A 23,648-nucleotide genomic window follows, 5' to 3' on the forward strand; every position below is an offset into this window, starting at 1 on the left:
GTTCGAGACTCGCCGACGCGCCTCAGAGTTCGTCTTCGTCCTTGACGATGCGCGTCTCGGCCGTGCCGCTCGTGATGTTGTTCACCTTGTCGTAGAAGTCGTTTTGCATCCCCGCGGGGAACGTGATGACGCCGACCCACGAGCCGTCGTTCTGCCACTCCTCGCGTTCGAGGTCGCCGTAGCTCCGAATCTGTGCCTGTCCGCTGCCGGCGTACTCGGCCGGGAGTTGGACGGCGACGGTGACTTCGGCGAACTTGATTGGCAACACGGGTCGGAGCGCGTCGAGCGCGTCGTCGACCTGCGACTCGACCGGCTCCATCGGGTCGATTTTGAACCCGGCCTCTTCGAGCGCGCGCTCGATTCGCTCCGGCGGGTGCGGCGAGTCGTTCATCTGCGGGTTGACCGCGTTGCGGGCGATGCGGTTGATGAGCGACTTGCGCTTCTGTTCTTGCATCTCGCGGCGCTGTTCGGCCGTGATCTGAATCTCCCCTTTCTTGACGACCTCGGGGATTATCTGGAGCGGGTCGGTCGTTCCGAACACCTTCTCGAGGTCGTTCTCGGCGGGGCGGTCGCCGCGGGAGGCGTCCTCGAACACGTCTTCGGCGGCGATGACCTCTTCGAGGTCGCCGTCGAACTCACCGCGCTTTATCGAGAGCGCCGCGTCGGGGTCGATGAGCACCTCGAACCGCGCGCCGTGAGATTCCAGGCGGGCCGTGACTGCCTCGTCGAGTGAAATCATAGGTTCCGATACTCTCTCCGTGGTAAAAAGCCCTCGCCGACCGACTCCCCCGACAGCGTCTCGCGAAATTCGCCGCGACCCGTTCGGAGCAATCGTTATGCTCGCCCGCACCCCACCTCTCGGTATGAGTTCGCAGACGTCGGAGAAGTCCCTCGAAGAACGGCTCGACCTGTTCATGCGGCGGAACTTCCCCCAAATCGAGATGCACGGCGGCGACGCGGGTATCGAGGCAATCGACGAGGAGACCGGCGAGGTGTGGATTTCACTCACCGGCGCGTGTTCCGGATGCGGCATCTCGCCGATGACGATTCAGGCACTGAAGGCGCGCATGGTCGCCGAGTTCGAGGAGATAGACGCGGTCCACGCCTCGACCGGCGGCTTCTACGACGACGAACCGGGCGCGGGGTTCGAACCCGACGTGTCCGACGCGCCCTTCTGAGCGGCCTCTGACATCGCTTTTCGACCGAACCGCCCCGACGAGCGACGCCGCCCCGAGCGCGCGCCGCGCCGTCGCTCGCCGTGGGAGAAAACTGAGGAACCGAGTCGAGTCGAGTCGAGCGGACGCCGAGTTACGCGGCGGCTTCGATGATGTCGACGAGGTCCTCTTTGCTCTGGACGCCGATGACCTCTTTGACCTGCTCGCCGCCGGCGTAGAACTGCAGGGTCGGGACGCTGCGAATTCCTTTCTCGCGGGCTAGTTCTTGGAGTTCGTCGATGTCGACCTTGGCGACGACGGCGTCGGTCTCCTCGGCGATTTCCTCCACGGTGGGTTCGAGCATCTTACACGGGCCGCACCACTCGGCGTGGTAGTCTACGAGGACGACCGCGTTGTCGGCGATGAGTTCGTCGAGGTGGTCCGAACTCTCGACGTGGACGGGTGCATCGGTTGTCTTCGGAGTGCTCATACCTCCACGTATCGGCGCGACACTCTTACCCATTGCGCCTGTTTGCGTGCCGACGCACGACCGCGAAACTCCGTGTTCGCGGCGAAATCGGCCGGGTTCAGGGAGCGATCCTCAGCAGTCGTAGGTCAGGAGCACGCCGTCGTCGACGCGCTCCACGTCGCGGAGCGATAGCTTGGGAAAGTCGGCGACGAAGCCCTCGCCGTCGGCGAGCGTCGGCGCGTCGCGGCCGCCGATGACCATCGAGCCGACGTAGAGCGTGAGTTCGTCGACGAGGCCGGCCTCGAACAGCGAGAAGATGAGTTCCCCGCCGCCTTCGACCATGAGCCGGTCGACGCCGCGCGATTCGAGCGCGTCGAAGGCGTCGGGGAGCGACACTCGCTCCGCGCCCGCGACGACGAGTTCCGCGCCGGCGGAGTCGAGCGCCTCGCGGCGGTCGGCGGGCGCGGCCTCGGAGACGAGCACGTAGGTCGTCGCCGCGTCGTCCAGAATCCGGGCGTCGGTCGGAGTTCGAGCGCGCGAGTCGGCGACGACGCGGGCGGGATGCGGCGGGTCGCCCCGTTCTTCGCGGGCCGCGACGAGGTCGGGGTCGTCGAGCGTGAGGTGCGGGTCGTCGGCGAGGACGGTTCCGACGCCGACGGCGACGGCGTCTGCGGCCGCGCGAATCTCGTCCACGCGGGCGAAGTCGTCGTCGCCGCTTATCATCACCTGCTCGCGGCGGCGAGACGAGAGCTTGCCGTCGAGGCTGGCGGCGGCGTTGACGTGGACGTGCATACTCGCGGGTCGTCGCCGCGGCGAAAACGCCTTTCGGTGGGGTGCCGTCGCAGTATTGCCGGACAGGAATTAAATAGGCCTCTGTGGTACATTGTGGCATCTATGACTGCCAAGGTCCTGATGCTGGGGTGGGGGTTTCCGCCGAACGTCAGCGGCGGGCTCGACACGCACGTCGGCGAAATGTTCGAGCGACTCGAAGACCGGGATGACGTGGACATCGAACTCGTGCTTCCCGCCGAGTACGCGCCGGACCGCGAGGGAATCGTCGGGGTCCCGACGGGCGAAGGGGACATCATCACCCGAATCGGACGGCTGGGGTCGACGTTCGCGGAGCGCGCCGCCGAGGCCGACATCGTCCACACCCACGACTGGTTCGGCTACGGGCCGGGGTCGCGCGCGAAATCGAACAACGAGGACGTGGAGTGGGTGACCACGTTCCACTCGCTTTCGTCCGACCGCAACATCGACCCGCCGCAGCGGGAAGTCGAGACCGAGCGCCGAATCGCCGAGCGCTGTGACCACCTGCTCGCGGTGAGCGAACTCCTCGCCGACAAGGTCAAACGGGAGTACGGCGGCGACTGCCACGTCATCTACAACGGCTTTTCGGAGTGCGAGACGACGGGGCGCGACCTCAAGGAGGAACTCGGCATCGGCGGGAAGATGCTGTTTTTCGTCGGCCGGCACACCGACCAGAAGGGCATCTCGCACCTCGTCTACGCGATGGAGAAACTCGCCCGCGACGACGTGACGCTCGTCATGGGCGGGTCGGGTCACCTCACCGCCCAACTCAAGCGCTTCGCCGAACTGCTCGGCGTCGAAGACCGCATCAAGTGGGCCGGCTACGTCCCCGAGGAGGCCCTCGGCGACTACTACGCCTCGGCGGACCTGTTCGTCTCGCCGTCGCTGTCCGAGCCGTTCGGCATCACCATCGTCGAGGCGCTCTCGACCGGCACGCGCGTCGTCGCCACCGAGAGCGGCGCGGCGGAGGTCCTCCCCGAGGACTGCGTCATCGAGGTCGAACCCGACTCGCGCTCTATCGCCGACGGCATCGAGTACGGCCTCTCGCTGGAGGGGAAGCCGGAGTACGAACCGTACACGTGGGACCGGGTCGTCGACGAGACGGTGGAGTACTACCACAGCATCCTCGACGGGGACACCGACGTCTCGGCCGGGGCGGAAAACGAAGTCGAAGCCAGCGACGCGGACGCCGACGAGGCGGACGCGAACTGAGCGGGCGACCCCCGTTCAGCGGAGGAGTCGCACGTCGGTCACCGGCTCGGGGTGGCGAATCCGGTAGCCACCGCGGGTCGGCACCATCCCTTCTCGCGGCATCGTGCCGCGGGCGGACTGATACGGCGAGTCGTCGGTCTGGACCGACTGGTACGGCGAGTCGTACGCCGACTGGTAGGGGCTGTCCGACGACTGGTACGCGCTGTCGGTGGCCGCCTCGGCGTCGAATCCCTCCGGCGGGAGGTAGATTCGCTCGCCGGACGCCGAGCGGACGACGACCGCGGTGTCCTTGTCGCCCTCCATCACGATGGTCGTCCAGCCGTCCTCGATGGTCACGGAGAAGGAGACCTCCTCGTCGTCGGCGTCGGCGTCCGGGGTCTCGTCGTTCGACATACGACTCCAACTGACACGCGAGCACTTAGTGATTCGCCCGCCGGTCGCCGCCCGCACGCCCGGCAACACTTTTTATCCGACGGGGGCGAATCCCGACTCGATGGAACTCGACCAGCACGCCGAGGAGCTTGCCTCCGCCCTCGGTGTCGACAAAGAGGAGGTCAAATCCGACCTGCAGAACCTCCTGCAGTACAGCGTCCCGCTCGACGAGGCGAAACAGAGCGTCCGCCGCAAGCACGGCGGCGGAAGCTCCGGCGGCAGCGACGGCGCGCCCTCGACGAAGCGAATCGCCGACATCGACCCCGACGGCGGCAACGTCTCCGTGACGGTCCGCGTGCTCACCGTGGGCACCCGCTCTATCGTCTATCAGGGCGACGAACAGACCATCCGCGAGGGAGAACTCGCCGACGAGTCCGGCGTCATCTCCTACACCGCGTGGCAGGACTTCGGCTTCGAACCGGGCGACTCCGTCGTCATCGGTAACGCCGGCGTCCGCGAGTGGGACGGGAAGCCCGAACTGAACATCGGTGCGTCCTCGACGGTCGGCGTCGAGTCCGAGACGGTCGAGACGCCCTACGACGACCGCATCGGCGGCGAGGCCGACCTCATCGACCTGCAGGCCGGCGACCGCGGCCGAACCGTCGAGGTCCGCGTCCTCGAAGTCGACTCGCGCACCATCGACGGCCGCAACGGCGAGACGACAATCCTCTCGGGCGTCGTCGCCGACGAGACCGGCCGGCTCCCCTTCACCGACTGGGCACCGCGCCCCGACGTGAAAGAGGGCGCGAGCGTCCGTCTCTCGGACGTGTACGTCCGGGAGTTCCGCGGCGTGCCGCAGGTGAACCTCTCGGAGTTCACGACGCTCGAGGCCCTCGACGACCCCGTCGCCGTGACCGACTCCGCGCCCCGCCTGAAAATCGGCGAGGCCGTCGACGCCGGCGGGATGTTCGACGTGGAAGTGCTCGGCAACGTCCTCGAAGTGCGCGACGGCTCCGGACTCATCGAGCGCTGTCCCAAATGCAGTCGCGTCGTCCAGAACGGCCAGTGCCGACAACACGGCGAGGTCGACGGCGAGGACGACATGCGCGTGAAGGCGATTCTCGACGACGGCACCGGCACGGTGACCGCCATCCTCGACCGCGACCTCACAGAGGAGATCTACGGCGGGACGATGGCCGACGCGATGGAGGCCGCCCGCGAGGCGATGGACAAGGAGGTCGTCGCCGACGACATCGCCGACACGCTCGTCGGTCGCGAGTACCGCGTCCGCGGGAACCTCTCGGTGGACGAGTACGGCGCGAACCTCGAAGCCGACGAGTTCGAGGAGACCGACGACGACCCGGCCGAACGCGCGGCCGCCCTCCTCACGGAGGTGCGCGCATGAGCGCCTCGCCGGTCGTCGGCACGCGGGAAATCGCCTACCGCGTCTTCGCCGCCGAGTTCGACGACGCCTCGCTTTCGTACTCCGAGAGCGACGAGGAGCGCGCGCCGAACTACGTGGTCACGCCCACCGGCGCGCGACTCAACCGGACGTTCGTCGCGGGCGTGCTCACCGAGGTCGAACACGTCAACGACGAGGTCCTCCGCGGGCGCATCGCGGACCCGACGGGCGCGTTCGTCACCTACGCCGGGCAGTACCAGCCGGAGCCGATGGCCTACCTCGACGCGGCGACGCCCCCGGCGTTCGTCTCGCTCGCGGGCAAGGCCCGGACGTACGAACCGGACGACGCCGACGTGGTTTACTCCTCGGTCCGCCCCGAGAGCGTCAACACCGTCGACGCCGACGTGCGCGACCGCTGGATCGTCTCGGCCGCCGAGGCGACGCTCCGCCGTATCGCGGTGTTCGACGAGGCGCTGTCGATGTCCCACCGCGGCGACGACCTGACTCGCGCGCTCGAAGCGCGCGGCGTGGACTCGACGCTCGCGGAGGGCGTCCCCCGCGCCATCGACCACTACGGGACGACCCGAACCTACCTCGAAGCCCTGCGCGAAGTCGCCGTGCAGGCGCTCGAACTCGTCGCGGGCGACCGCGACCAAGTCGACCCCCTCGACGTCGCCCCCGGCGACGGCGGGGACGCCGTCCTCGGCCCGCTCCCCGAACTCGACCTCGAACCGGCCGCGAGCGTCGATATCGAGGTCGACGAGGCGGACGCGGACGACGGGGACGAACTCGACGACTCGGAGCCCGACGCGGGCGAGTTCGACGCCGACCCGGACGCCGAGTCGGTCGCTGACGCCGACGCGGAATCCGAGCTCGACGCCGGGGCCGACGCCGACATCGAGTCCGAGCCCGTCGCAGAGCCAGAGACCGACTCCGTCGCGGACGCCGAACCCGAGTCGGAGCCCGCGCCCGACTCGGAACCCGTCGCCGCCGAGGCGACCACCGCGACCGAGAACCAGCCGGCGTCCGAGTCAGAACCGGAGACCGCGCCGTCGACGACAGCTGACGCAGAGCCGGAACCCGCGGCGGAACCCGACCTCGCGTCCGACTCGCTCGACGCCGACTCGGAGCCCGACTTCGACGCCGGCTCGGACGACGGCGCGCTCGGCGACTTCGAGGACGACACCACCGACGCGGAGACGGCCGACGCCGACACCTTCGGCGGCTCCGACGACGGCACGCTCGGCGACTTCGAGGACGGCTTCGACGACCCCGGACCCGAGACGGACGCGTCGGCCGCGGCGGCCGACGAGTCGTCCACCGACGCGGCGACCGACTCCGCGACCACCGACGCCGACGAGTCGGTCGACCCCGACGGGATGTACGAACTCGACGAGGACGAGCGGGCCGAAATCGAGTCCGAGTTCGGCACGGAGTTCACCTCCGGCGCGGACGTCGACCCCGCCGGCGAGGCGGACATCGACGTGCCCGACGCGGACGACCTCACCGAGCAACTCGAATCCGAACCCGTCGCCGACGAACCGGAGCCGGAACCCGCGGCCGACGCCGCCCCGGAACCCGAACCGGCGGTCGACGCCGAACCGGAGTCCGAACCCGAGCCGACGCTCGACGTCGGGTCGGACGACGCCGAGAGCGAGGCCGACGCCGACGAAGCCGCCGAGGACATCGACCTCGAATCGGTCGTCGTGGACGCCATGGACGACCTCGACGACGGCGACGGCGCGTCCCACGACGAGGTCGTCGCGGCCGTCGTCGACGAGTACGGCGCGGACCCCGGCGCGGTCGAAGACGCCATCCAGGAGGCGCTCCTCGGCGGTCGGTGCTACGAGCCGCAGGACGGCGTGCTGAAGGCCATCTGAGGCCGTGCCCGGACCGCTCGTCAAACCGATTCCCGGCCACCCGGCCGCGGTGGCGCGGACGAGCAGACGCGGGTTCCCCGAGCGCTCGCTCGTCGTCGCCGACTACCACGCCGGCATCGAGGCCGGCCTGCGGTACGAACGCGGGGTGGAACTCCCGTCGAAGGCCGCGGTCCGCCGCGAGCGCCTGCTGTCGCTTCTCGACCGGACCGACGCCGACCGACTGGTCGTCCTCGGCGACCTCGGCCACCGCATCGGCGACCCGAAGGGAGACGAGGCCGAGGAACTGCGCGAGTTCGCGGACGCCGTGGCCGACCGCGCCGAACTGACGGTCGTCCCCGGCAACCACGACGGCGGCCTCGCGGCGTTTTTCGGCGACGACGTGGAGGTGACAGACCCCGCGGGCGTCCGCCTCGGCGACGTGGGATTCTGCCACGGCCACACGTGGCCCTCGCGGGAGGTGCTCGCCGCCGACGTGGTCTGTTCGGCTCACGAGCACCCGGCGGTCAGGCTGGAGGACGAGGTCGGCGGCGCGCGGAAAGAGCGCGTCTGGCTCCGCGGCACTCTCGCTCCCGAGGTGTTCGCGGAGCACTACGAGGTCGACCCCGCGGAGGTGGCGCGGGCCGACGCCGAACTCGTGGTGTTCCCGGCGTTCAACGACACCTCGGGCGGGACGTGGGTCAACGTCCCCGGTCAGGGATTTCTCTCGCCGTTCCTGCCCGACGGCCTCGCGGACGGGGAAGCCTACCTGCTCGACGGCACGCGGTTGGGCGACTACCGGAACGTCTGAGGGGCCGAAATCGTCGCGGTCGTCACACGCGACTTCCCGCTTTTTTCGACTCCTACGCGAAGGCGAACGTGAGAGTGCCGAGGACGAACACGGAGACGGCCGTCACGTTGGCGAGTCGTTGCCAGCCGGTCCACTCGCGGAAGAACTCCGGCACGCCCTCCTCTCGTTCTTGCACGGCGTAGCCGACGAACCAGACGGTCGTGAGCACCAGCACCGCCGCGAAGACCAGTTGCCACGCCGCGAGGTCGCCCCGCTGATTGCCGAGGACGATAAGGAGATTGCCGCCGGTGAAGCCGGCCTGCGACAGCCAGAACGACCGTTCGGGAGTCACATCACCACCGAGTACAGTTGGAGGGCGACGCCGAACGCGTAGAGCGCCGCGCCGACGATGACGAGGTAGACGAGCGGGCCCCAGTCCGACGGGACCCGAGCACGGTCGGGGTCGCGGAGGGCGACGACCGACGCGTAGCCGACCACGACGACGCCCGCGGCCGCTGCGGCGGTGTTGATACCCACGTCTCCCGCGGAAACGTCGAGCGCGATATCGACGGCGGCACAGAGACCGAAGACGAGGAACGCGGACCAGTAGACTCGTTTCGGGGACACGCCCGAAATTGATTCACGGGCGACATGAATCTCCCGGTCGGGACCGCCCCGAGCGGTGCGCTTAATCGCTTCGAACCGTAACCTCGGGCGATGCCAGACGGCGAGGCCGCCGCCGGAATGGACGCCTTCGCGACGCTCTCGTCGCCCGTTCGAAACGCGCTCTCGGAGCGCGGATTCACGACGCCCACCGAGCCGCAGCGCCGGGCGATTCCCCCGCTGTCCGACGGGAAACACAGCCTCATCATCGCGCCCACGGGCACCGGCAAGACGGAGACGGCGATGCTGCCGGTGTTTTCGGCCATCGCCGACGCCGAGGACCGATTCGGTATCTCGGCGCTCTACATCACCCCGCTTCGGGCGCTGAACCGCGACATGCGCCAGCGGCTCGACTGGTGGGGCGAACAGCTCGACGTCGACATCGACGTTCGCCACGGCGACACCACGCAGTACCAGCGACAGAAGCAGGCCAACGACCCGCCGGACGTGCTGGTGACGACGCCCGAGACGCTGCAGGCGATGCTCACTGGGAAGAAGTTGCGGACGGCGCTGTCGGACGTGCACCACGTCGTCGTCGACGAGGTCCACGAACTCGCGTCGGCCAAGCGCGGCGCGCAGTTGACAATCGGGTTAGAGCGCCTCCGCGAGTTGGCCGGGCCGTTCCAGCGAATCGGGCTCTCGGCGACGGTCGGGTCGCCCGAGGAGGTCGGGAAGTTCCTGACCGGCGACCGACCGTTCGAGGTCATCGAGGTCGACGTGGACAACCGCGTCGAGTTCGAAGTCGTCCGCCCCGAGGTGACGAACGAGGACGAGGCGCTGGCGGGCAAACTCGCCACCGACCCCGAGATAGCGAGCCACGTCCGGACGATTCGAGACGTCGTCCGCGACCACGAGTCCGTGCTCGTCTTCGTCAACACCAGACAGACCGCGGAGGCGCTCGGCTCGCGGTTCAAGGCGCTCGGCGACCCAATCGAGGTCCACCACGGCTCGCTGTCGAAGGACGTTCGAATCGACGTGGAAGACCGCTTCAAGGCCGGCGAGTTGGACGCGCTCATCTGCACGTCGTCGATGGAACTCGGAATCGACGTGGGTCGGGTGGACCACGTCGTCCAGTACAACAGCCCGCGCGAGGTGTCGCGGCTCCTCCAGCGCGTCGGCCGCGCGGGGCACCGCCTGGGCGTCGTCTCCCGCGGGACCGTCGTCACCGACCACCCCGACGACACGCTCGAAGCGCTCGCCATCGCCCGGCGGGCCGTCTCCGGCGAGGTCGAACCCGCCCGCGTCCACCACGGGAGCCTCGACACCGTCGCTAACCAAATCGTCGGCGTCGTCATGGACTACGGCGACGTGTCGGCCCGTCGCGCCTACGAGATTATCACGCGGGCGTACCCCTTCCGCGACCTCGCCGAGGACGACTTCCGCGCCGTCGTCCGCGAACTCTCGGGGAACCGCCTCCTCTGGCTCGACGAGGACAAAGACCTCCTCGAGAAGTCCGGCGGCACGTGGCAGTACTTCTACGCCAACCTCTCGATGATTCCCGACGAGGAGACCTACGACGTTCACGACATCTCCTCGCGCCGGCAGATAGGGACGCTCGACGAGAAGTTCGTCCTCAACTTCGCCTCGCCGGGCGCGACGTTCATCCAGCGCGGCGAGATGTGGCGCGTCAACGACGTGGACGAGGAGGAGGCGCGAGTGAACGTCTCGCCCATCGAGGACCCCGGCGGCGAGGTGCCGTCGTGGGTCGGCTCGGAGATTCCGGTGCCCGCGCCGGTCGCCGGCGAGGTGGGCGAACTCCGCGACATGGCCGCGCCGCAGTTCGAATCCGGGGCCGACCGCGAGGCCGTCGCCCGCGACATCGCCATGCGCTATCCGACCGACGAGGCCACGGTCCGCTCGGCGCTCGGCCCCATCGAGAGACAGGTCGAAGCCGACGCACCGATTCCGACGGCGAACAGGCTCGTCCTCGAAGGCTCGCCCCGGAAGGTGACGCTGAACTCGCCGTACGGCCACCGGGTGAACGAGACGCTCGGTCGGCTCCTGTCGGCGCTCATCGGCCAGCGGACCGGCTCCTCGGTCGGCATGGAGGTCGACCCCTACCGCGTCGAGTTCGACGTGCCCGGGAAGGTCCGCCCGACGACGTTCGCCGAGGTGCTCCGCGAGACCGACCCCGACCACGTCGAGGCGCTGCTCGAACTCGCGCTCAAGCGATCGGACTCGCTGAAGTTCACGCTCGCGCAGGTGGCCGCGAAGTTCGGCGCGCTCAAGCGCTATCAGGGCAAGGGCCGCTTCGGCGGCGACCGACTCCTCGCCGCGCTGGAGGACACGCCCGTCTACGACGAGGCCGTCCGCGAGGTGTTCCACACCGACCTCGCCGTCGAGGAGACGGTCGAACTGCTCCGGCGCGTCCGCGAGGGCGACGTGGAACTCGCCGTTGCCCGCGAACCCACCGCCATCGGCACCGGCGGCCGCGGGTCGGGAACCGACCTGCTCGTCCCCGAGAACGCCGACGCGAGCGTCATCGAGACGGTTCGGGACCGGATTCAGAACGACCGCGTGCTGTTGGCGTGTCTCCACTGCAAGGACTGGACTCGAAAGACGAAGGTAAAGCGCGTCCGCGCCCCCGTGGAGTGCCCCGAGTGCGGCGCGACCCGCGTCGCCGCGCTCAATCCGTGGGACGACGAGGCGGTGAAAGCGGTCCGCGCGCCGGAGAAAGACGACGAACAGGAGCGACTGACGAAGCGGGCGTACCGCTCGGCGAGTCTGGTGCAGGCCCACGGCAAGCGGGCGGTCGTCGCGCTCGCGGCCCGCGGGGTCGGCCCGCACAACGCCGCGCGCATCATCAACAAGCTCCGCGAGGACGAAGACGACTTCTACCGCGACATCCTCGAACGGGAGCGCGAGTACGCCCGAACCCAGTCGTTCTGGGACTGACGGGACGGATTCCGGTTCGGCCGCTTACTCCTCGATGGCCCACTCGTCGAGAATCTCGGTCGTCGCGGCCGCCAGCGCCTCGAAGTCCTGCATCGAGATGCCGTCGGTCGTGACGAAGACGCCGAAGTCCTCGACGGTGATGCGGACGAGGTAGCCGTTTTCGAACACGCGAATCGTGTACTCGTAGTCGCCGAGTTCGGAGCCGCGGTAGGCGTCCTGGGTCATCTTGAAGTCGTGCCACTCGTTGCCGATAAAGGAGTTCAGGTCGGCCTCCTGTTCGAGGTCCTCGCGGAGGTACACCTGCACGTAGTCGAAGCGGCTGAAGTACGTGAGCGACCGGAGGCTGTCGCCGACGGCCGTGCGGCAGACGGTGACGAGCTTTTCTTTTGCTTCCTCGGGGAGGAGATTGGACATCGCTTCAGCCTGCGCGAGCGAGCGCCAAATAGGCGGCGGCTTCGGCAGCGGGCGGGTGGGAGCTGAGACGCGCCGGTCGGTCCGTGACGCCGCTATTCCGACGCGTAGGCGTCCCGGTAGTCGCGCTCGCGCCGGATGAGCTCCTCGACGCCGTGTTCGAGGATGTCGGAGCCGAGCGACGTGGCGCGGTAGTACGAAAACAGCCCCTCGTCGTCGGCCTGCGACCGTTTTCGCTTCTCGACCAACCCGGCGTCGACGAGTTTGTTGAGGTGGTAGTGGAGCGTGTTCGCCTGCACGTCGAGCGCCTCGGCCAGCGCTTTCGGGCTTCGCTCGCCGAAGTGGACCAGTCGGTACAGCAGGGTGAAGCGCGTCCGGTCGCCGAGTGCGGCCTGCATGTCGAGGTACTCGTCCAGCGTGAGGACGCTCGTCGGCGGCAGCAACTCGGCGGGGTCCTCGGGCAGCCCGTCCGAATCGACCGGGTCGTTCGTCGCCATCTCGGTTCGCTAGACGGAGCGTATCGATTTAACGGTTCTTGAGTCGAACTTCGCTGAAAAATCCGAATTTTATATACTACCGTGCGGTACGTGTGTCCATGACGGACGCCATCTCGCGCGACGAGATACGGGCGGCGCTCGGGCGGACGACCTACGACCGGTTTCTCGTCTACGTGATGGGTCCGTACAAGTCGTTCAACCTCAACTACGTCCTCTCAGAGGAGGAACTCGCCGCCATCGACATCGAGGACCTCCCCGGACCGATTCGAAAGCTGTTCGCCGCGCGAGACGAGGTCGACGACGCGCTCGCGCTCCTCCGACGGGTGCAAGGGAGCCTCCGCGCGGACCCGGGCGTCAACGCCTTTCTCGCCGTCGACGCGGACCTCAGCACCGACGAGGTGGACGCCGCCACGCAGTCGCTCGCGTTCGCCGAGGCGAGCAACGCCACCGTGTTCGTGCTGCCGTTTCTCGGCCACAACTTCGGCGTCGGCGAGGAGGCGGGGTCGATACTCGAACGGCTCTCCGAGACGCACGGCGACAGAATCGTCTTCGTCCACGAAGCGACGGTCACGAGCGAGATGATTCGCGCGGCGCGCGCCCGCTGGGACCTCCGCGTCGAGACCTACGACACCGAAGCGGAACTCCACAAGCGCATCCGACTGTTCGTCGCGGACGTGATGAACCGCGAGCTACACGGCGACTTGGACCGGCTGGACTGACGCTCCCGTCAGTTCATGGTGAGTGCTATCTAACAGCACATTAACTATAGTTTACACGAGGGCGACGAACGACTCGTCATGCCCGACGACGCCCTCGGACTGGCGATGTTGGACCGGGTTCGCGGCTGTCTGCGCGCCCCGTGCGTCTACCGCGCCGGCGACGACGCCCGTGGTACTGCCGGCGACGCGCACATCTACGAGAACTATCTCGTCCCGTCGGAGCGGTGGCCCGCCGCGAAGCGCGAGTTCGTCGACTCGCTTCGGACGCCCGTCCTCGACGTGGGGTGCGGGGCGGGCCAGCACGCCCTCGCCGTACAGGGGCGCGGCGACGTCGTCGCCTTCGACGTGAGCCCGAACGCGGTTCGCGCGGCCCGCGAGCGCGGCGTCGAGGCGGCGGTCGTCGGCGACATGTTCGACCCGCCGGTCGAGGCGAGTCGGGCGGGGTTGCCGGCAGGAGGCTTCGAGACGGTCCTCGCCAACGGGACGCAGGTCGGACTCGCGGGCTCGCTGGACCGACTCGCCGACCTCCTCGCGTCGTTTGCCGACCTCGTTTCGTCCGCCGGCGAGGTCGTCGTCGACTCGTACGACCCGACGCGCATCGACCCCGAGCGCTTTTTCGGCTACCGGTCGGACCCGCGGGAAGGCGTCGCCCGACGGTCGTTCCGCGTCGAGTACGGCGACCTCCGCGGGCCGATGCTCGACTTCGTTCTCGTCTCGCCGGCCCGGCTCCGGGCGGTCGCGGCCGAGGCGGGCCTCGACGTGCGCGAGGTGACCGTGCCGAACACCGAGTCGAGTTACTACCGGGCGCGACTGGCGTGAACCGCGCGGTCCCTGCGGCACTTCGCGGTGGCACTTCGGGGCGAGGTCGTCGCCGGCCGTCTCTTCCCACGCGCTACGGCCTACTCCCAGCGATTGGTCGCCTCGTTGCGCCGCGGAAGGAACGGGAGGAACAGCGCGACGGCGAAGACGATACCCGCGATGGCGAGGTACTCGGGCGACCCGAGGACGACCGCGACGAGCGAGAACACCGATGCCTCGCCGTCGGCGACGGCCGAGACCGCGTCCGCGTCGTTGTTCAACAACACGAGGAACATGAATGTGGCCTCGGCGAACGCGACTCGAAGGCCGGCTTTCGTGACCCACCACGTCGCGGAGAGCGGGCCGCCGGTGAGCGCGTCCCACTCTCGGCGGACCTTCCGCCGCCACGCCGCGTTCACGACACACCTCTGTTGCGAGTGAACATGAGACACAGTACGCGGCGAAACGAGATAATCTCGCAGGTGAGCGGGAACGGAGGTTCTCCGGCGGTCGGCCCCGTCAGACCTGTGTCGGCGAGACAGATTCCAGCGCCGCATCGAAGTGCGCGCGGGTGATGCGCACCTCGTCGGCGTGGTCGTTCGCCTCGGTGCCCTCGTAGGCGTCGGCCACGTCCTGAATCGCACGGAGCGCCGCCTCGCGGCAGACCGCGGCCACGTCGGCCCCGGTGTAGCCGTCCATGTGAGCGGCCACGTCGCCGAGGTCCACGTCGGTGCCGAGCGGCTTGTCGCGGACGTGCACGTCGAGGATGGCGCGGCGTGCCTCGATGTCCGGGGCGGGAACCTCGACGTGGGTCTCCAGCCGGCCGGGTCGGAGGAGCGCGGGGTCGAGCGCGTCCCGGCGGTTCGTCGCCGCGAGGACGACGAGGTTCGGGTTGTCGGCGGCGTTGTCCATCTCCGTCAGGAGCTGGGAGACGACGCGCTCGGTGACGCCCGAGTCCGACCCGGCGCTGTCGCGGTCGGTTGCGATGGCGTCTATCTCGTCGAAGAAGACGATGCTCGGGGCGGCCTGTCGGGCGCGGTCGAACACCTCGCGGACGGACTTCTCGGACTCGCCGACGTAGCGGTCCAGCAGTTCGGGGCCGGCGACGTGGATGAAGTTGACGCCGCTTTCGGCCGCGATGGCGCGGGCGAGCATCGTCTTGCCCGTCCCCGGTGGACCGTGCAGGAGTATGCCGGTCGGCGGGTCGGTCGAGGCCGCCTCGAACAGCGGCGCGTAGGTCAGCGGCCACGTCACCGCCCGTTCGAGCGTCCGCTTCACGTCGTCGAGGCCGCCGACGCCCTCGAAGCCCTCGGTCGGCTGTTCGGCGACGTACTCGCGCATCGCCGAGGGTTCGACCGTCGCCATCGCCGACTCGAAGTCGGCGCGCGTGACGGTCATGTCCGCGACGGCGACCTTCCCGCCACCGTCCCCGCCCCCGCCCTCGCGGCGGACGCGCCGGAGCGCGGTCATCGCGGCCTCCTTGGCCAGCGATTCGAGGTCGGCACCGACGAAGCCGTGGGTTCGAGAGGCCAGTCGGTCGATGTCCACGCCCTCGGCGAGGGGCATCCGCCGGGTGTGCACGTCGAGAATCTCGCGGCGGCCCGCCTCGTTCGGGACGCCGATTTCGATTTCGCGGTCGAAGCGCCCGCCGCGGCGGAGCGCCGGGTCGAGGCTGTCGACGCGGTTGGTCGCGCCGATGACGACCACGTCGCCGCGGGCGTCGAGTCCGTCCATGAGCGACAGCAGTTGGCCGACGACGCGGTTCTCGAGGTCGCCGCCGTCGTCGCGCTTCGACGCGATGGAGTCGATTTCGTCGAAGAAGATGATGGCCGGCGCGTTCTCGCGGGCCGACTGGAACACCTCGCGGAGCTTCTCTTCGGACTCGCCTTTGTACTTCGAGAGCACCTCCGGGCCCGAAATCGTGGTGAAACTCGCGTCGACCTCGTTGGCGACGGCCTTCGCGATGAGGGTCTTCCCGGTGCCCGGCGGGCCGTGTAAGAGGACGCCCTTCGGCGGCTCGATGCCGAGATGGGCGAACACCTCGGGTTCGGACAGCGGGAGCTCTATCATCTCGCGGACGAGGTCGAGCTCGTCGTCGAGGCCGCCGATGTCCTCGTAGGTGACGCCCGTCGCCCGGCCGCGGCTCCCGGCGTCGCCGCCGTCGCCGCCGGTCACGCTCTTGACGGCGTCGCGGACGGTCTCGCTCGCGCCCTTCGAACTCGTCGCCGTCACGGAGACCGCCGTCGCGTCGGTGACGCGGACCACGCCCTCAGGCTTCGTCTCGCTGACGACGAGGGCGGCCCCGCCGAGTCGCTCGACGCGGACGCGGTCGCCCTCGCGGAGCGGCCGGTTCCGAAGCTCCGCCTTCACGACCTCCTCGATGGTCTCGCGGTCCACGCTGGTCCGCTCGAAGGCGCTGGGTCCGGCGAGCGTCACCGAGCGCGCGTCCTCGACGGCTATCTTCCTGACGCGGACGCTGTCGCCGATTTTCACGCCGGCGTTGGCCCGCGTGTCGGCGTCGACGAGCATCTCGCCCGCCGCCGCGCCGGGGCGGGCTGGCCACATCTTCGCGACCGTCTCTCGGGACCCCTCGATGACGACCGTCTCGCCGCTGAGCACGCCGAGTTCACGGCGGGCGGCCTCGGGGAGGCGGGCGATGCCGCGGCCCGCGTCGCGTTTCTCCGCGGCGCGGACGACGAGCGTCACCCCATCTTCTGACATACCCCCCGGTTCGGCCGCTCGACCCTTGAGGGTTCGCCCGGAGTAACCGTTTTCCGGGACGGCGCGGTAACAATACGCATGGTTGCCACGACGGAGAAAGACGGTGTGACGTGGTACCGATGCGAAGAGTGCGGGATGCTGTTCGACGTGGAGACCGACGCCGAGGCCCACGAGGAGAACTGCGACACGGACAGTCCGTCGTACTTGCAGTAGCGGCGCGCGGCGGGTGCGAGGGCGGCTACACCGGGTCGTGTTCGTCTGCGAGTCGCTCGGCGTGGTCCAGCGATGTCGCACGCTCCCAGCGGACGCGCTCGGCGTCGCCATAGGCGAGCGCCTCCTTCAGTTCGTCGCGGAGGACGCCCACGCCGCGGCCGACGAGGTCGCCGTCCGCGTCGCCGAGTTCGTAGTAGCCGTAGGCTTCCGGGGCCTTTCCGATGGTCCGCTTTTCCAGCGGCTCCCAGCGCTTCCGGAGCATCACTCGGTGACGAACTCGTAGGAGTGCTCGGCCCAGTCGTCCTCGACGAAGACGAACACGCGGCCGCGGGCGACCGCGGGGTCGGCCTCGATTTCGAATCGGTGGCCGGGCACACGCCGGACGAGGACGCCGGGGAACAGCTCTTCTTCTTCGCCCTCGCCGAGGATGACGCGGCCGACGCCGCTCGATTCGAGCACGTCGTCGTGGCTCTTGAGGTCGTTGACGTACATCATGACGCCCTCGGTCTCGGTGGGGTCGGTGACGAGAACGTGGACCTCCTTGCCGGGAGCGGTGGCGAGCGTTCCCGTGACCGCTTCGGGGACGCCCCGGTAGACCGTGGTTCGGTTGTCGATGTACTCCACTTCGACGCCGTAGTCGTGGAGTTCGACGCCGAGTGTGCTCGGGGCGATATCGCTGCGGGCGCTCATGGCTCACCGTTGCCGCGGGGACGGCAAAAACGTCGCGTCTCGGGTCGACCCGCTGGCGTCGGAATCGAACGCGCCGCCGCCGCGTCGGTCCCCGAACCTACGGGCGAAAACGGCACGGACCGCCACACATAACACGATGTGCCGACCTCCGGCAAGTATGCACGGCCGAGCCACCGCCCTCGGGGCGGGCACCGTCTTGAACGCCCTCGCGACGGCGACCGGCTCCGCGTTCGCCATCGACGCGGAGACCACCGCGTCGGTCGAACTGGACGATTCCGGCGCGGTCCGCGGCAGCATCGCGGAGGCCCCGGACGCCGACACGCGGCTCATCGAGCGCTGCGTCGAGCTTGTGGTCGAGGCGTTCGGCGACGGCGAGGGCGGCACCGTCGAGACCGAAAGCGACCTGCCGATGGCCGCCGGCCTCAAGAGTTCCAGCGCCGCGGCCAACGCGACGGTGCTGGCGACGCTCTCCGCGCTCGGTCGCTCGGTCGGCCCCGGCCCGGACGCCGACATCTCCCGGCTCGACGCCTGCCGGATGGGCGTCCGCGCCGCCCGCGAGGTCGGCGTCACGGCGACCGGCGCGTTCGACGACGCCTCGGCCTCCATGGTCGGCGGCGTCGTCGTCACCGACAACACCGAGGACGAACTCATCGTCCGCGACGAGGTCGACTGGGACGTGCTCGTGTGGACGCCCCCCGAGCGCGCCTACAGCGCCGACGCCGACGTGAGTCGCTGCGAGAACGTCGCCCCGATGGCCGACCTCGTCGCCGACCTCGCGCTCGAAGGCCGCTACGCCGAGGCGATGACCGTCAACGGCCTCGCCTTCTCGGCCGCCCTGGACTTCCCGACCGACCCCGCCGTCGAGGCGATGCCCATCGCCGACGGCGTCTCGCTGTCCGGGACTGGCCCGAGCGTCGTCGCCGTCGGCGACCGCGCCGACCTCGAACGCGTCAGAGAACTATGGGACGCCCGCGACGGAGAGACCCGACTGACGACCACCCGAACCGACGGAGCACGAATCCAATGACAGACGACACCGACACCGCAGCCGAACCGTTCCAGGACATGTCGCTCGACGAACTCCGCGAGGAGATAGAGGATATCGACCGCGGCATCGTCGAACTCATCGCCCGCCGGACCTACGTCGCCGACACCGTCGCGCAGGTCAAAGCCGAGAAGGACCTGCCGACGACCGACGAGTCCCAAGAAGAGCGCGTGATGGAGCGCGCCGGGCAGAACGCGGCCCACTTCGAGGTCGACTCGAACCTCGTGAAGGCGATTTTCCGGCTGCTCATCGAGATGAACAAGGCGGAGCAACGGCAATCTCGCTAAAAAACGTCGATTTCGAGTATTTCAGGCACTATATCGTGATTTTCCGATTGTTGTTCACTCCTCGATAGTAATCGTGAACCCCCACGTGAACTCCTCCCACGTCGCCTTCGTTCCGAACTTTGGCTGGAACGATTCCTCGAAACGGTACTCGCCTGCTTGGAGACAGTCGTCGCTCTCGGACTGAGAGCCGACCCACTTGTCTGTTGTCGCCTCCAGTATCTCCTGTTCAGGGTAGTGGAGTACGGCGTACTCGGTCTGAATACATTCGCCCGCATCGAGTGACTGCCATCGCAGAACGTCGTGGCGGATGAGGCGAACGATGTTCGTCTCCCAGCAACCTTCGACCGGTTCGTCTGGAATAATCTGCTCGTCGGTTCCGAGAGCGTATCGTTGAATTTCTCTGTCAATTGGAATCACGACGAGCAGGCACTCGCCTTCACACCAAATAGTAGAGAACGGTTGGATTGGCCCGAAACCAACCGTTTGCTCCATCGAAGAGCAGTTCTCGAACGACCCGCGAACCCGAGCGGGGGAATCGGGTGAGAAATCGCGTAACTTCTCGGCTCTGACTCGAAACGGTACGTCCCTCGGTTGAGAATCACCGGTAACGTCTACGTTCGGATACCGTTCGGAGGGCATACGTGTTGAACAGTTATCGGAGCGACATAAACAAACCTCTGACAAACGTGGTGGCACCGAAAAACACAGTATTCTGTGCCGCCACAGTTTTCTGTATGCCCACCATCACGGTCAGCGTTGACGACGCTCTCAAGGAGCAGATGGAGAAACACCCGGAAATCAACTGGAGCGAGGTCACTCGGCAGGCCATCCGAAGCAAAATCGAGAAACTCGAACTGATGGACGAACTCACCGCCGACAGTGAACTCACCGATGCGGATGTGAGCGAGATAGCCGCCAAAATCAACGAGAGCGCACGGAAGCGCGTCGAAGAAGAGTCGGAGTAATTCTGACGGATGAAGTTGGTCGTTGATGCAAACGTCGTCATCTCTGCACTCATCGCTCACTCGAAAACTCGTGAACTCATCGTCACGCTCGAACCGGAACTCCTGACGCCCGAGTTCGTCCACGACGAAATCGGGAACTACGAAGACCTCATCGTTGAGAAATCAGGGATGGGTTCAGACAGAGTACAGCAGTTCATCGAACTGTTGTTTCAGTACATCGAGACGGTACCGGCCAGCGAGTTCTACCCGTACATTGAGGAAGCGAAAGAGGCGATAGGCGACACCGACCCCGACGACGTGCTGTACGTAGCCTGCGCGCTCGCTCGTGACGCAGGTGTGTGGAGCGACGATTCTGACTTCGATGAACAAGACCTCGTGCCAGTGTTCACGACCAGTGAGGTCATCGAATCATTCGAGACGGTGTGATTTTCCACGTCTGGAAGTGAAGAAAAACCGGAAAAGTGCGCAGTTCCGCATAATGGATTTCAGCTCGCTGAACAAGGCCGAACAGCGGCAGAACCGGTAGCCGGTTTCGGGGTTCCAAGACCGCACATCGGAGTTCTGTTAGTCGACTCTTCTTTGGGCCGTTGTTCTGTTGTTCCTCGGTCTTCGCGAGGACACGGTTCCCATAGTCACGAGGATACGGTTTCCACGGACCTCACTCGCGAGTCACCAGTTCGGGAAGTGAGAGTCGCTTCGGCGAGTCCGGGACGAGCCACGCCGGGACGACTCGCGTGAGCGTGACCATCCCGACCAGTTCGACGAGCGTCTGGGTCACGACGACCGCAGGTGCCAGTCGGTAACCCGCCGGAAGCGCAAGTGCAAGCGGCAGGACGACCAGCGAGTTACGGGTGACCGACGTGAACACGAGCGCCCTGCCCTCCCCGGCATCCATCTGCAAGACTCCCGCCGCGAGTCGTCCGAGTATCGGCATGACGACGAGGAAGGCGACGTACACCGGAATGACGACTGCAATCTCCTCGATCGAACCCTGCACCCGGGGGAGCTGCGACGCGATGACGACGAACAACGTCGCGCCCATCATCGGAACCGGTACCCACCCCATCGCCTCCTGCCACGCGTCGCCCCTCGACGACCGTTCCGCCCACGCTTCGGTAAGCCACGCGAGCGTCAACGGGAGCGCGATGAGTACCAGGAACGCCTCGACGAACGGCCCCGGTTCGATGACCGCTGCGACCGTCGAACCCATGAACAGCCACAGGTACAGCGGGAGCAACAACAGTTGGACGAGCATCAGAGCCGGGGTCGTCGCTGTAATCTGCTCGGCGTCGCCGTCTGCGAGTTCGGTGAAGGTAATCACGTAGTCGATACACGGCGTCAGAAGCACCATGAACGCACCCACGAGGATGACCGGTCGCTGGGGGAGGAACCGAGTGAGTCCCCAGACGACGACGGGGACGACCAAGAAGTTCATACCCAGTGCCGCCGCGACAAACCGCCCGTTCCGAAACGCGCGACGGAGCCGAACGAACGGAATTTCGAGGAACGTGACGTAGAGCAGGGCGGCCAGCACCGGGTCGATGAGCGACTCGGAGAGCGGGGCCGAGTTCGGAAGATAGACGCCGACTCCGACGGCCGAGAGAACGAAGGCTGCATAGACGGCAACTTGATGCCGTTGGAGCCACCGCTTCGAGTTCATCTACCGGCTGCTTCGTTAGTCGCCGGTAAACCACCGTCGCTCCCCCGTGCCAGACAGGATGCGGCGAAGTAGACGGAATCTGTCACACCAAGTGAAGGCTTGACGGGCCGAACAGCGGCAGCATCGGTAGCTCGGCGCGACGCGGCCGTTGACGCCGCGTCACTCGCGGATGACCATCACCTTCACCCGCCGGACCGCGTCGAAGTCCCGGAGTCGGTACGTTAGCTCTCGGACGCGCTCCGCGGGGCCGCGGCAGAACAGCGATTCGAGACACCACTCGCCTTGGTGGGTGTGGCTCGTGTTGAGGATGACGTCCTGAAACTCGTGTTGCGCCCCGTGCAGCTCGCGAATCACGTCGTGGTGGCGGTAGTCGAAGCCGACGAGCGCGACGACCTCGCCGGACACGTCTTCGAGTCGGGCGTGGGACTCGATGAACTCCTGCATGGCCTCTCGAACCGCCCGCGACCGGTTTTCGATGCCCTCGTCGCGCCACGCCCGGTCGAACTCCTCGACCAGTTCGTCGGGGATGTTGAAACTCGTCCGCATCGGCTCGAACTGACGTGCGCAGCTACAAGAGTTCCCGTTATGACGACACCCCCGATTCGGTATTAACAACCCCTATACCTCTCGTTTTCCACGAATACGGTAGTACATGGCCTCGAACGAACTGCTCGGGCTCGTCGTCGGCGCGGTGGCTCTCGGAGCCATCCACGGCGTCGAACCGGGTCACGGCTGGCCCGTCGCGGCCTCGTACGCGCTCGACCAAGCGAACAAGTGGGTGTACGGGTTCGCGGCGAGTTTCATCCTCGGAGTCGGCCACCTCGTCAGCAGTATCGCGATGGTGGGCGTGTTCTTCTACGCGAAGGAGTACTTCGACCTCACGCAGGTCAACGAGCCGATCACGATACTCGGCGGCGTCCAAATCGGCGGACAGGTCAGCCTCGTGGCCGGCGTCTTACTCATCGCGCTCGGCATCCGCGAGTACACTCACGGACACGCTCACGGGACTCACGGGCACGACGACGGAGAGGGGCACACTCACGACCACGACCACTCACACGAGAGCAGTCACTCGCACGAGGAGGGCCATTCGCACGACCGCGGGCACTCCCACTCTCACTCACACGGCGACCTCGACGAAGCCGCGGACCGCGGCCTCCTCGGCATCGCGTGGTTCGCGTTCGTCCTCGGGTTCGCCCACGAGGAGGAGTTCGAGATTATCGCGCTCTGCGCCGGGTCGAACTACTGCCTCGAACTGATGAGCGCCTACGCCGTCACCGTCATCGTCGGCATCGTCGGGCTGACGATGCTGCTGATCGCCGGCTACCAGCAGTACGAAGACGAGGTGGAGAAGTACACGCCGTATCTCCCGGCGTTCTCCGCGGCCGTGTTGGTCCTGATGGGTCTCGGCTTCATCACAGGGGTGTTCTAATCGGCCTCCGTCGGCCGGCACCAACGTTGATTGCGTCGGCGGGCATCCCCACGGACGACAGACCGATGCGACTGAGAGAAGCGACGGCGGACGACGTTCCCCGACTCGTCGAGCTGTGGTACGACCTCGCGACGGAGATGGAGCGGTACGCCGACCTCAACGGGCTCGTCTACGAATCCTCGACCGACGTGCCGGAAGACCCGTTCCGGGCGCACCTCGACAGCGACGGCGTGACCGAGTACCTCGTCGAGGTCGACGGCGAGGTCGTCGGGTTCGCGACGACGCGGCTCGGCGAGCACCCCTCGCGGGAGTACTCGAAATACACGCGGCTGGTGAACCTGTACGTCGAAGACGGCCACCGGGGGCGAGGGTACGGTTCGGCGGTCGTCGACGAGGTGAGACGGCGGGCCCGCGAGTCGGGCTGTGACCACCTCAAGGTCTCCTGCGAGTGGGACAACCGCGGCGCGCGGTCGTTCTACGAGGACGCCGGCTTCGAGGAAAAGCAGGTGGAGTTCGCGCAGAAACTCGATTGATTGGCAGGTCTCGGCCGGTGGGCCGGCATCCGATTCGCCCCGGACCGGTCCGCG

Annotated in this window: 30 protein-coding genes; 15 read left to right on the forward strand and 15 right to left on the reverse strand. The window is 67.4% G+C overall.

Translation table 11 applies throughout. The features are described from left to right. Positions 1–22: 22 nt before the first annotated feature. Positions 23–739 carry a ribosome assembly factor SBDS gene (locus DEQ92_RS01905; protein ID WP_004043594.1) on the reverse strand — a complete coding sequence of 239 codons (717 nt, stop codon included), beginning with the start codon at positions 737–739 and terminating at the stop codon, positions 23–25. Between the two features lie 124 nt (positions 740–863). Here DEQ92_RS01905 and DEQ92_RS01910 point away from each other — a divergent pair, with 124 nt between their 5' ends. After that, positions 864–1,178 carry a NifU family protein gene (locus DEQ92_RS01910; RefSeq protein ID WP_004043595.1) on the forward strand — a complete coding sequence of 105 codons (315 nt, stop codon included), beginning with the start codon at positions 864–866 and terminating at the stop codon, positions 1,176–1,178. 130 nt (positions 1,179–1,308) lie between these two features. Here DEQ92_RS01910 and trxA read toward each other — a convergent pair whose 3' ends face one another. Together trxA and DEQ92_RS01920 are read right to left on the reverse strand one after the other, a co-directional pair. Further along, a complete protein-coding gene (trxA, locus tag DEQ92_RS01915) occupies positions 1,309–1,644 on the reverse strand; it encodes a thioredoxin (protein WP_008093133.1) in 336 nt (111 codons plus the stop codon). Positions 1,645–1,755: 111 nt separating this feature from the next. Next, positions 1,756–2,415 (reverse strand): 2,5-diamino-6-(ribosylamino)-4(3H)-pyrimidinone 5'-phosphate reductase, encoded by a 660-nt coding sequence (locus tag DEQ92_RS01920; RefSeq protein WP_115820353.1) that lies wholly within the window; start codon positions 2,413–2,415, stop codon positions 1,756–1,758. 120 nt (positions 2,416–2,535) lie between these two features. Here DEQ92_RS01920 and DEQ92_RS01925 point away from each other — a divergent pair, with 120 nt between their 5' ends. Next, positions 2,536–3,645: a glycosyltransferase family 4 protein gene (locus DEQ92_RS01925; RefSeq protein ID WP_115820354.1), complete on the forward strand. Its 1,110-nt coding sequence runs from the start codon at positions 2,536–2,538 to the stop codon at positions 3,643–3,645. Positions 3,646–3,660: 15 nt separating this feature from the next. Here the strand turns inward: DEQ92_RS01925 and DEQ92_RS01930 are convergent, their stop codons facing one another. Next, a complete protein-coding gene (locus DEQ92_RS01930; RefSeq protein WP_004977185.1) occupies positions 3,661–4,038 on the reverse strand; it encodes a hypothetical protein in 378 nt (125 codons plus the stop codon). A 100-nt stretch (positions 4,039–4,138) separates the two neighbouring features. Here DEQ92_RS01930 and DEQ92_RS01935 point away from each other — a divergent pair, with 100 nt between their 5' ends. Genes DEQ92_RS01935 through DEQ92_RS01945 form a run of 3 tightly spaced genes read left to right on the forward strand, consistent with a single transcriptional unit; the run spans position 4,139 to position 8,086 of the window. Next, entirely contained in the window at positions 4,139–5,422 is a 1,284-nt protein-coding gene (locus tag DEQ92_RS01935) for a Single-stranded DNA binding protein (protein WP_004977188.1), read from the forward strand. After that, entirely contained in the window at positions 5,419–7,299 is a 1,881-nt protein-coding gene (locus DEQ92_RS01940; RefSeq protein ID WP_115820355.1) for a rpa-associated protein, read from the forward strand. Before DEQ92_RS01935 ends, DEQ92_RS01940 begins: the two co-directional genes overlap by 4 nt. 4 nt (positions 7,300–7,303) lie before the next feature. Beyond that, positions 7,304–8,086: a metallophosphoesterase gene (locus DEQ92_RS01945; protein ID WP_004977190.1), complete on the forward strand. Its 783-nt coding sequence runs from the start codon at positions 7,304–7,306 to the stop codon at positions 8,084–8,086. 52 nt (positions 8,087–8,138) lie between these two features. Here the strand turns inward: DEQ92_RS01945 and DEQ92_RS01950 are convergent, their stop codons facing one another. Together DEQ92_RS01950 and DEQ92_RS01955 are read right to left on the reverse strand one after the other, a co-directional pair. Next, complete coding sequence (locus DEQ92_RS01950; RefSeq protein WP_004977194.1) at positions 8,139–8,417, reverse strand: hypothetical protein; 279 nt, start codon at positions 8,415–8,417, stop codon at positions 8,139–8,141. Continuing rightward, positions 8,414–8,692 (reverse strand): hypothetical protein, encoded by a 279-nt coding sequence (locus DEQ92_RS01955; protein WP_004977195.1) that lies wholly within the window; start codon positions 8,690–8,692, stop codon positions 8,414–8,416. Before DEQ92_RS01955 ends, DEQ92_RS01950 begins: the two co-directional genes overlap by 4 nt. A gap of 90 nt (positions 8,693–8,782) precedes the next feature. Here DEQ92_RS01955 and DEQ92_RS01960 point away from each other — a divergent pair, with 90 nt between their 5' ends. Continuing rightward, complete coding sequence (locus DEQ92_RS01960; RefSeq protein WP_115820356.1) at positions 8,783–11,623, forward strand: DEAD/DEAH box helicase; 2,841 nt, start codon at positions 8,783–8,785, stop codon at positions 11,621–11,623. Between the two features lie 24 nt (positions 11,624–11,647). On the opposite strand, the gene DEQ92_RS01965 is transcribed toward DEQ92_RS01960, so the two are convergent. Together DEQ92_RS01965 and DEQ92_RS01970 are read right to left on the reverse strand one after the other, a co-directional pair. Next, positions 11,648–12,037 (reverse strand): hypothetical protein, encoded by a 390-nt coding sequence (locus tag DEQ92_RS01965; protein ID WP_004977200.1) that lies wholly within the window; start codon positions 12,035–12,037, stop codon positions 11,648–11,650. Positions 12,038–12,129: 92 nt separating this feature from the next. Next, positions 12,130–12,531 carry a helix-turn-helix transcriptional regulator gene (locus DEQ92_RS01970; RefSeq protein ID WP_004977202.1) on the reverse strand — a complete coding sequence of 134 codons (402 nt, stop codon included), beginning with the start codon at positions 12,529–12,531 and terminating at the stop codon, positions 12,130–12,132. Between the two features lie 98 nt (positions 12,532–12,629). On the opposite strand from DEQ92_RS01970, the gene DEQ92_RS01975 reads away from it, so the two are divergent. Both DEQ92_RS01975 and DEQ92_RS01980 read left to right on the forward strand, forming a co-directional pair. Continuing rightward, positions 12,630–13,250, forward strand: coding sequence for a hypothetical protein (locus DEQ92_RS01975; RefSeq protein ID WP_004977204.1), 621 nt, complete (start codon positions 12,630–12,632; stop codon positions 13,248–13,250). 78 nt (positions 13,251–13,328) lie between these two features. Continuing rightward, on the forward strand, positions 13,329–14,069 hold the full coding sequence (locus tag DEQ92_RS01980; protein WP_115820357.1) for a bifunctional 2-polyprenyl-6-hydroxyphenol methylase/3-demethylubiquinol 3-O-methyltransferase UbiG: 741 nt from the start codon (positions 13,329–13,331) through the stop codon (positions 14,067–14,069). 80 nt (positions 14,070–14,149) lie between these two features. On the opposite strand, the gene DEQ92_RS01985 is transcribed toward DEQ92_RS01980, so the two are convergent. Both DEQ92_RS01985 and DEQ92_RS01990 read right to left on the reverse strand, forming a co-directional pair. Continuing rightward, the gene (locus DEQ92_RS01985) at positions 14,150–14,467 is read right to left on the reverse strand and encodes a hypothetical protein (protein WP_049968407.1); all 318 of its coding nucleotides are present in this window, start codon (positions 14,465–14,467) and stop codon (positions 14,150–14,152) included. Positions 14,468–14,567: 100 nt separating this feature from the next. Beyond that, positions 14,568–16,769, reverse strand: a complete 2,202-nt coding sequence (locus tag DEQ92_RS01990; RefSeq protein WP_115820358.1) for a CDC48 family AAA ATPase — start codon at positions 16,767–16,769, stop codon at positions 14,568–14,570. 78 nt (positions 16,770–16,847) lie between these two features. Here DEQ92_RS01990 and DEQ92_RS24375 point away from each other — a divergent pair, with 78 nt between their 5' ends. Beyond that, positions 16,848–16,982 (forward strand): hypothetical protein, encoded by a 135-nt coding sequence (locus tag DEQ92_RS24375; protein WP_008093105.1) that lies wholly within the window; start codon positions 16,848–16,850, stop codon positions 16,980–16,982. A 25-nt stretch (positions 16,983–17,007) separates the two neighbouring features. Here DEQ92_RS24375 and DEQ92_RS01995 read toward each other — a convergent pair whose 3' ends face one another. Together DEQ92_RS01995 and DEQ92_RS02000 are read right to left on the reverse strand one after the other, a co-directional pair. Further along, positions 17,008–17,244: a hypothetical protein gene (locus DEQ92_RS01995; RefSeq protein ID WP_008093103.1), complete on the reverse strand. Its 237-nt coding sequence runs from the start codon at positions 17,242–17,244 to the stop codon at positions 17,008–17,010. Next, positions 17,244–17,672, reverse strand: coding sequence for a DUF5796 family protein (locus tag DEQ92_RS02000; RefSeq protein WP_115819180.1), 429 nt, complete (start codon positions 17,670–17,672; stop codon positions 17,244–17,246). The genes DEQ92_RS01995 and DEQ92_RS02000 overlap by 1 nt, the downstream gene beginning before the upstream one ends. A 157-nt stretch (positions 17,673–17,829) precedes the next feature. Here DEQ92_RS02000 and DEQ92_RS02005 point away from each other — a divergent pair, with 157 nt between their 5' ends. Both DEQ92_RS02005 and DEQ92_RS02010 read left to right on the forward strand, forming a co-directional pair. Then, complete coding sequence (locus tag DEQ92_RS02005; protein ID WP_008093099.1) at positions 17,830–18,699, forward strand: shikimate kinase; 870 nt, start codon at positions 17,830–17,832, stop codon at positions 18,697–18,699. After that, positions 18,696–19,004: a chorismate mutase gene (locus DEQ92_RS02010; protein ID WP_115820359.1), complete on the forward strand. Its 309-nt coding sequence runs from the start codon at positions 18,696–18,698 to the stop codon at positions 19,002–19,004. Before DEQ92_RS02005 ends, DEQ92_RS02010 begins: the two co-directional genes overlap by 4 nt. Before the next feature lie 54 nt (positions 19,005–19,058). On the opposite strand, the gene DEQ92_RS02015 is transcribed toward DEQ92_RS02010, so the two are convergent. Then, positions 19,059–19,643, reverse strand: a complete 585-nt coding sequence (locus DEQ92_RS02015) for a hypothetical protein (RefSeq protein WP_115820360.1) — start codon at positions 19,641–19,643, stop codon at positions 19,059–19,061. Positions 19,644–19,738: 95 nt separating this feature from the next. Here DEQ92_RS02015 and DEQ92_RS02020 point away from each other — a divergent pair, with 95 nt between their 5' ends. Continuing rightward, entirely contained in the window at positions 19,739–19,969 is a 231-nt protein-coding gene (locus DEQ92_RS02020; protein WP_115820361.1) for a hypothetical protein, read from the forward strand. Between the two features lie 9 nt (positions 19,970–19,978). After that, the gene (locus DEQ92_RS02025) at positions 19,979–20,395 is read left to right on the forward strand and encodes a PIN domain-containing protein (protein ID WP_115820362.1); all 417 of its coding nucleotides are present in this window, start codon (positions 19,979–19,981) and stop codon (positions 20,393–20,395) included. A gap of 232 nt (positions 20,396–20,627) precedes the next feature. Here DEQ92_RS02025 and DEQ92_RS02030 read toward each other — a convergent pair whose 3' ends face one another. Further along, positions 20,628–21,629 (reverse strand): arsenic resistance protein, encoded by a 1,002-nt coding sequence (locus DEQ92_RS02030; RefSeq protein WP_004977217.1) that lies wholly within the window; start codon positions 21,627–21,629, stop codon positions 20,628–20,630. Positions 21,630–21,788: 159 nt separating this feature from the next. Further along, positions 21,789–22,175: a CopG family ribbon-helix-helix protein gene (locus DEQ92_RS02035; RefSeq protein WP_004977218.1), complete on the reverse strand. Its 387-nt coding sequence runs from the start codon at positions 22,173–22,175 to the stop codon at positions 21,789–21,791. Between the two features lie 106 nt (positions 22,176–22,281). On the opposite strand from DEQ92_RS02035, the gene DEQ92_RS02040 reads away from it, so the two are divergent. After that, positions 22,282–23,061 carry a hypothetical protein gene (locus tag DEQ92_RS02040; protein ID WP_004977219.1) on the forward strand — a complete coding sequence of 260 codons (780 nt, stop codon included), beginning with the start codon at positions 22,282–22,284 and terminating at the stop codon, positions 23,059–23,061. Between the two features lie 65 nt (positions 23,062–23,126). Next, positions 23,127–23,594 (forward strand): GNAT family N-acetyltransferase, encoded by a 468-nt coding sequence (locus DEQ92_RS02045; RefSeq protein ID WP_004977221.1) that lies wholly within the window; start codon positions 23,127–23,129, stop codon positions 23,592–23,594. Positions 23,595–23,648: the final 54 nt, after the last annotated feature.

Source organism: Haloferax sp. Atlit-6N (genome assembly GCF_003383195.1).
GTDB lineage: Archaea > Halobacteriota > Halobacteria > Halobacteriales > Haloferacaceae > Haloferax > Haloferax gibbonsii.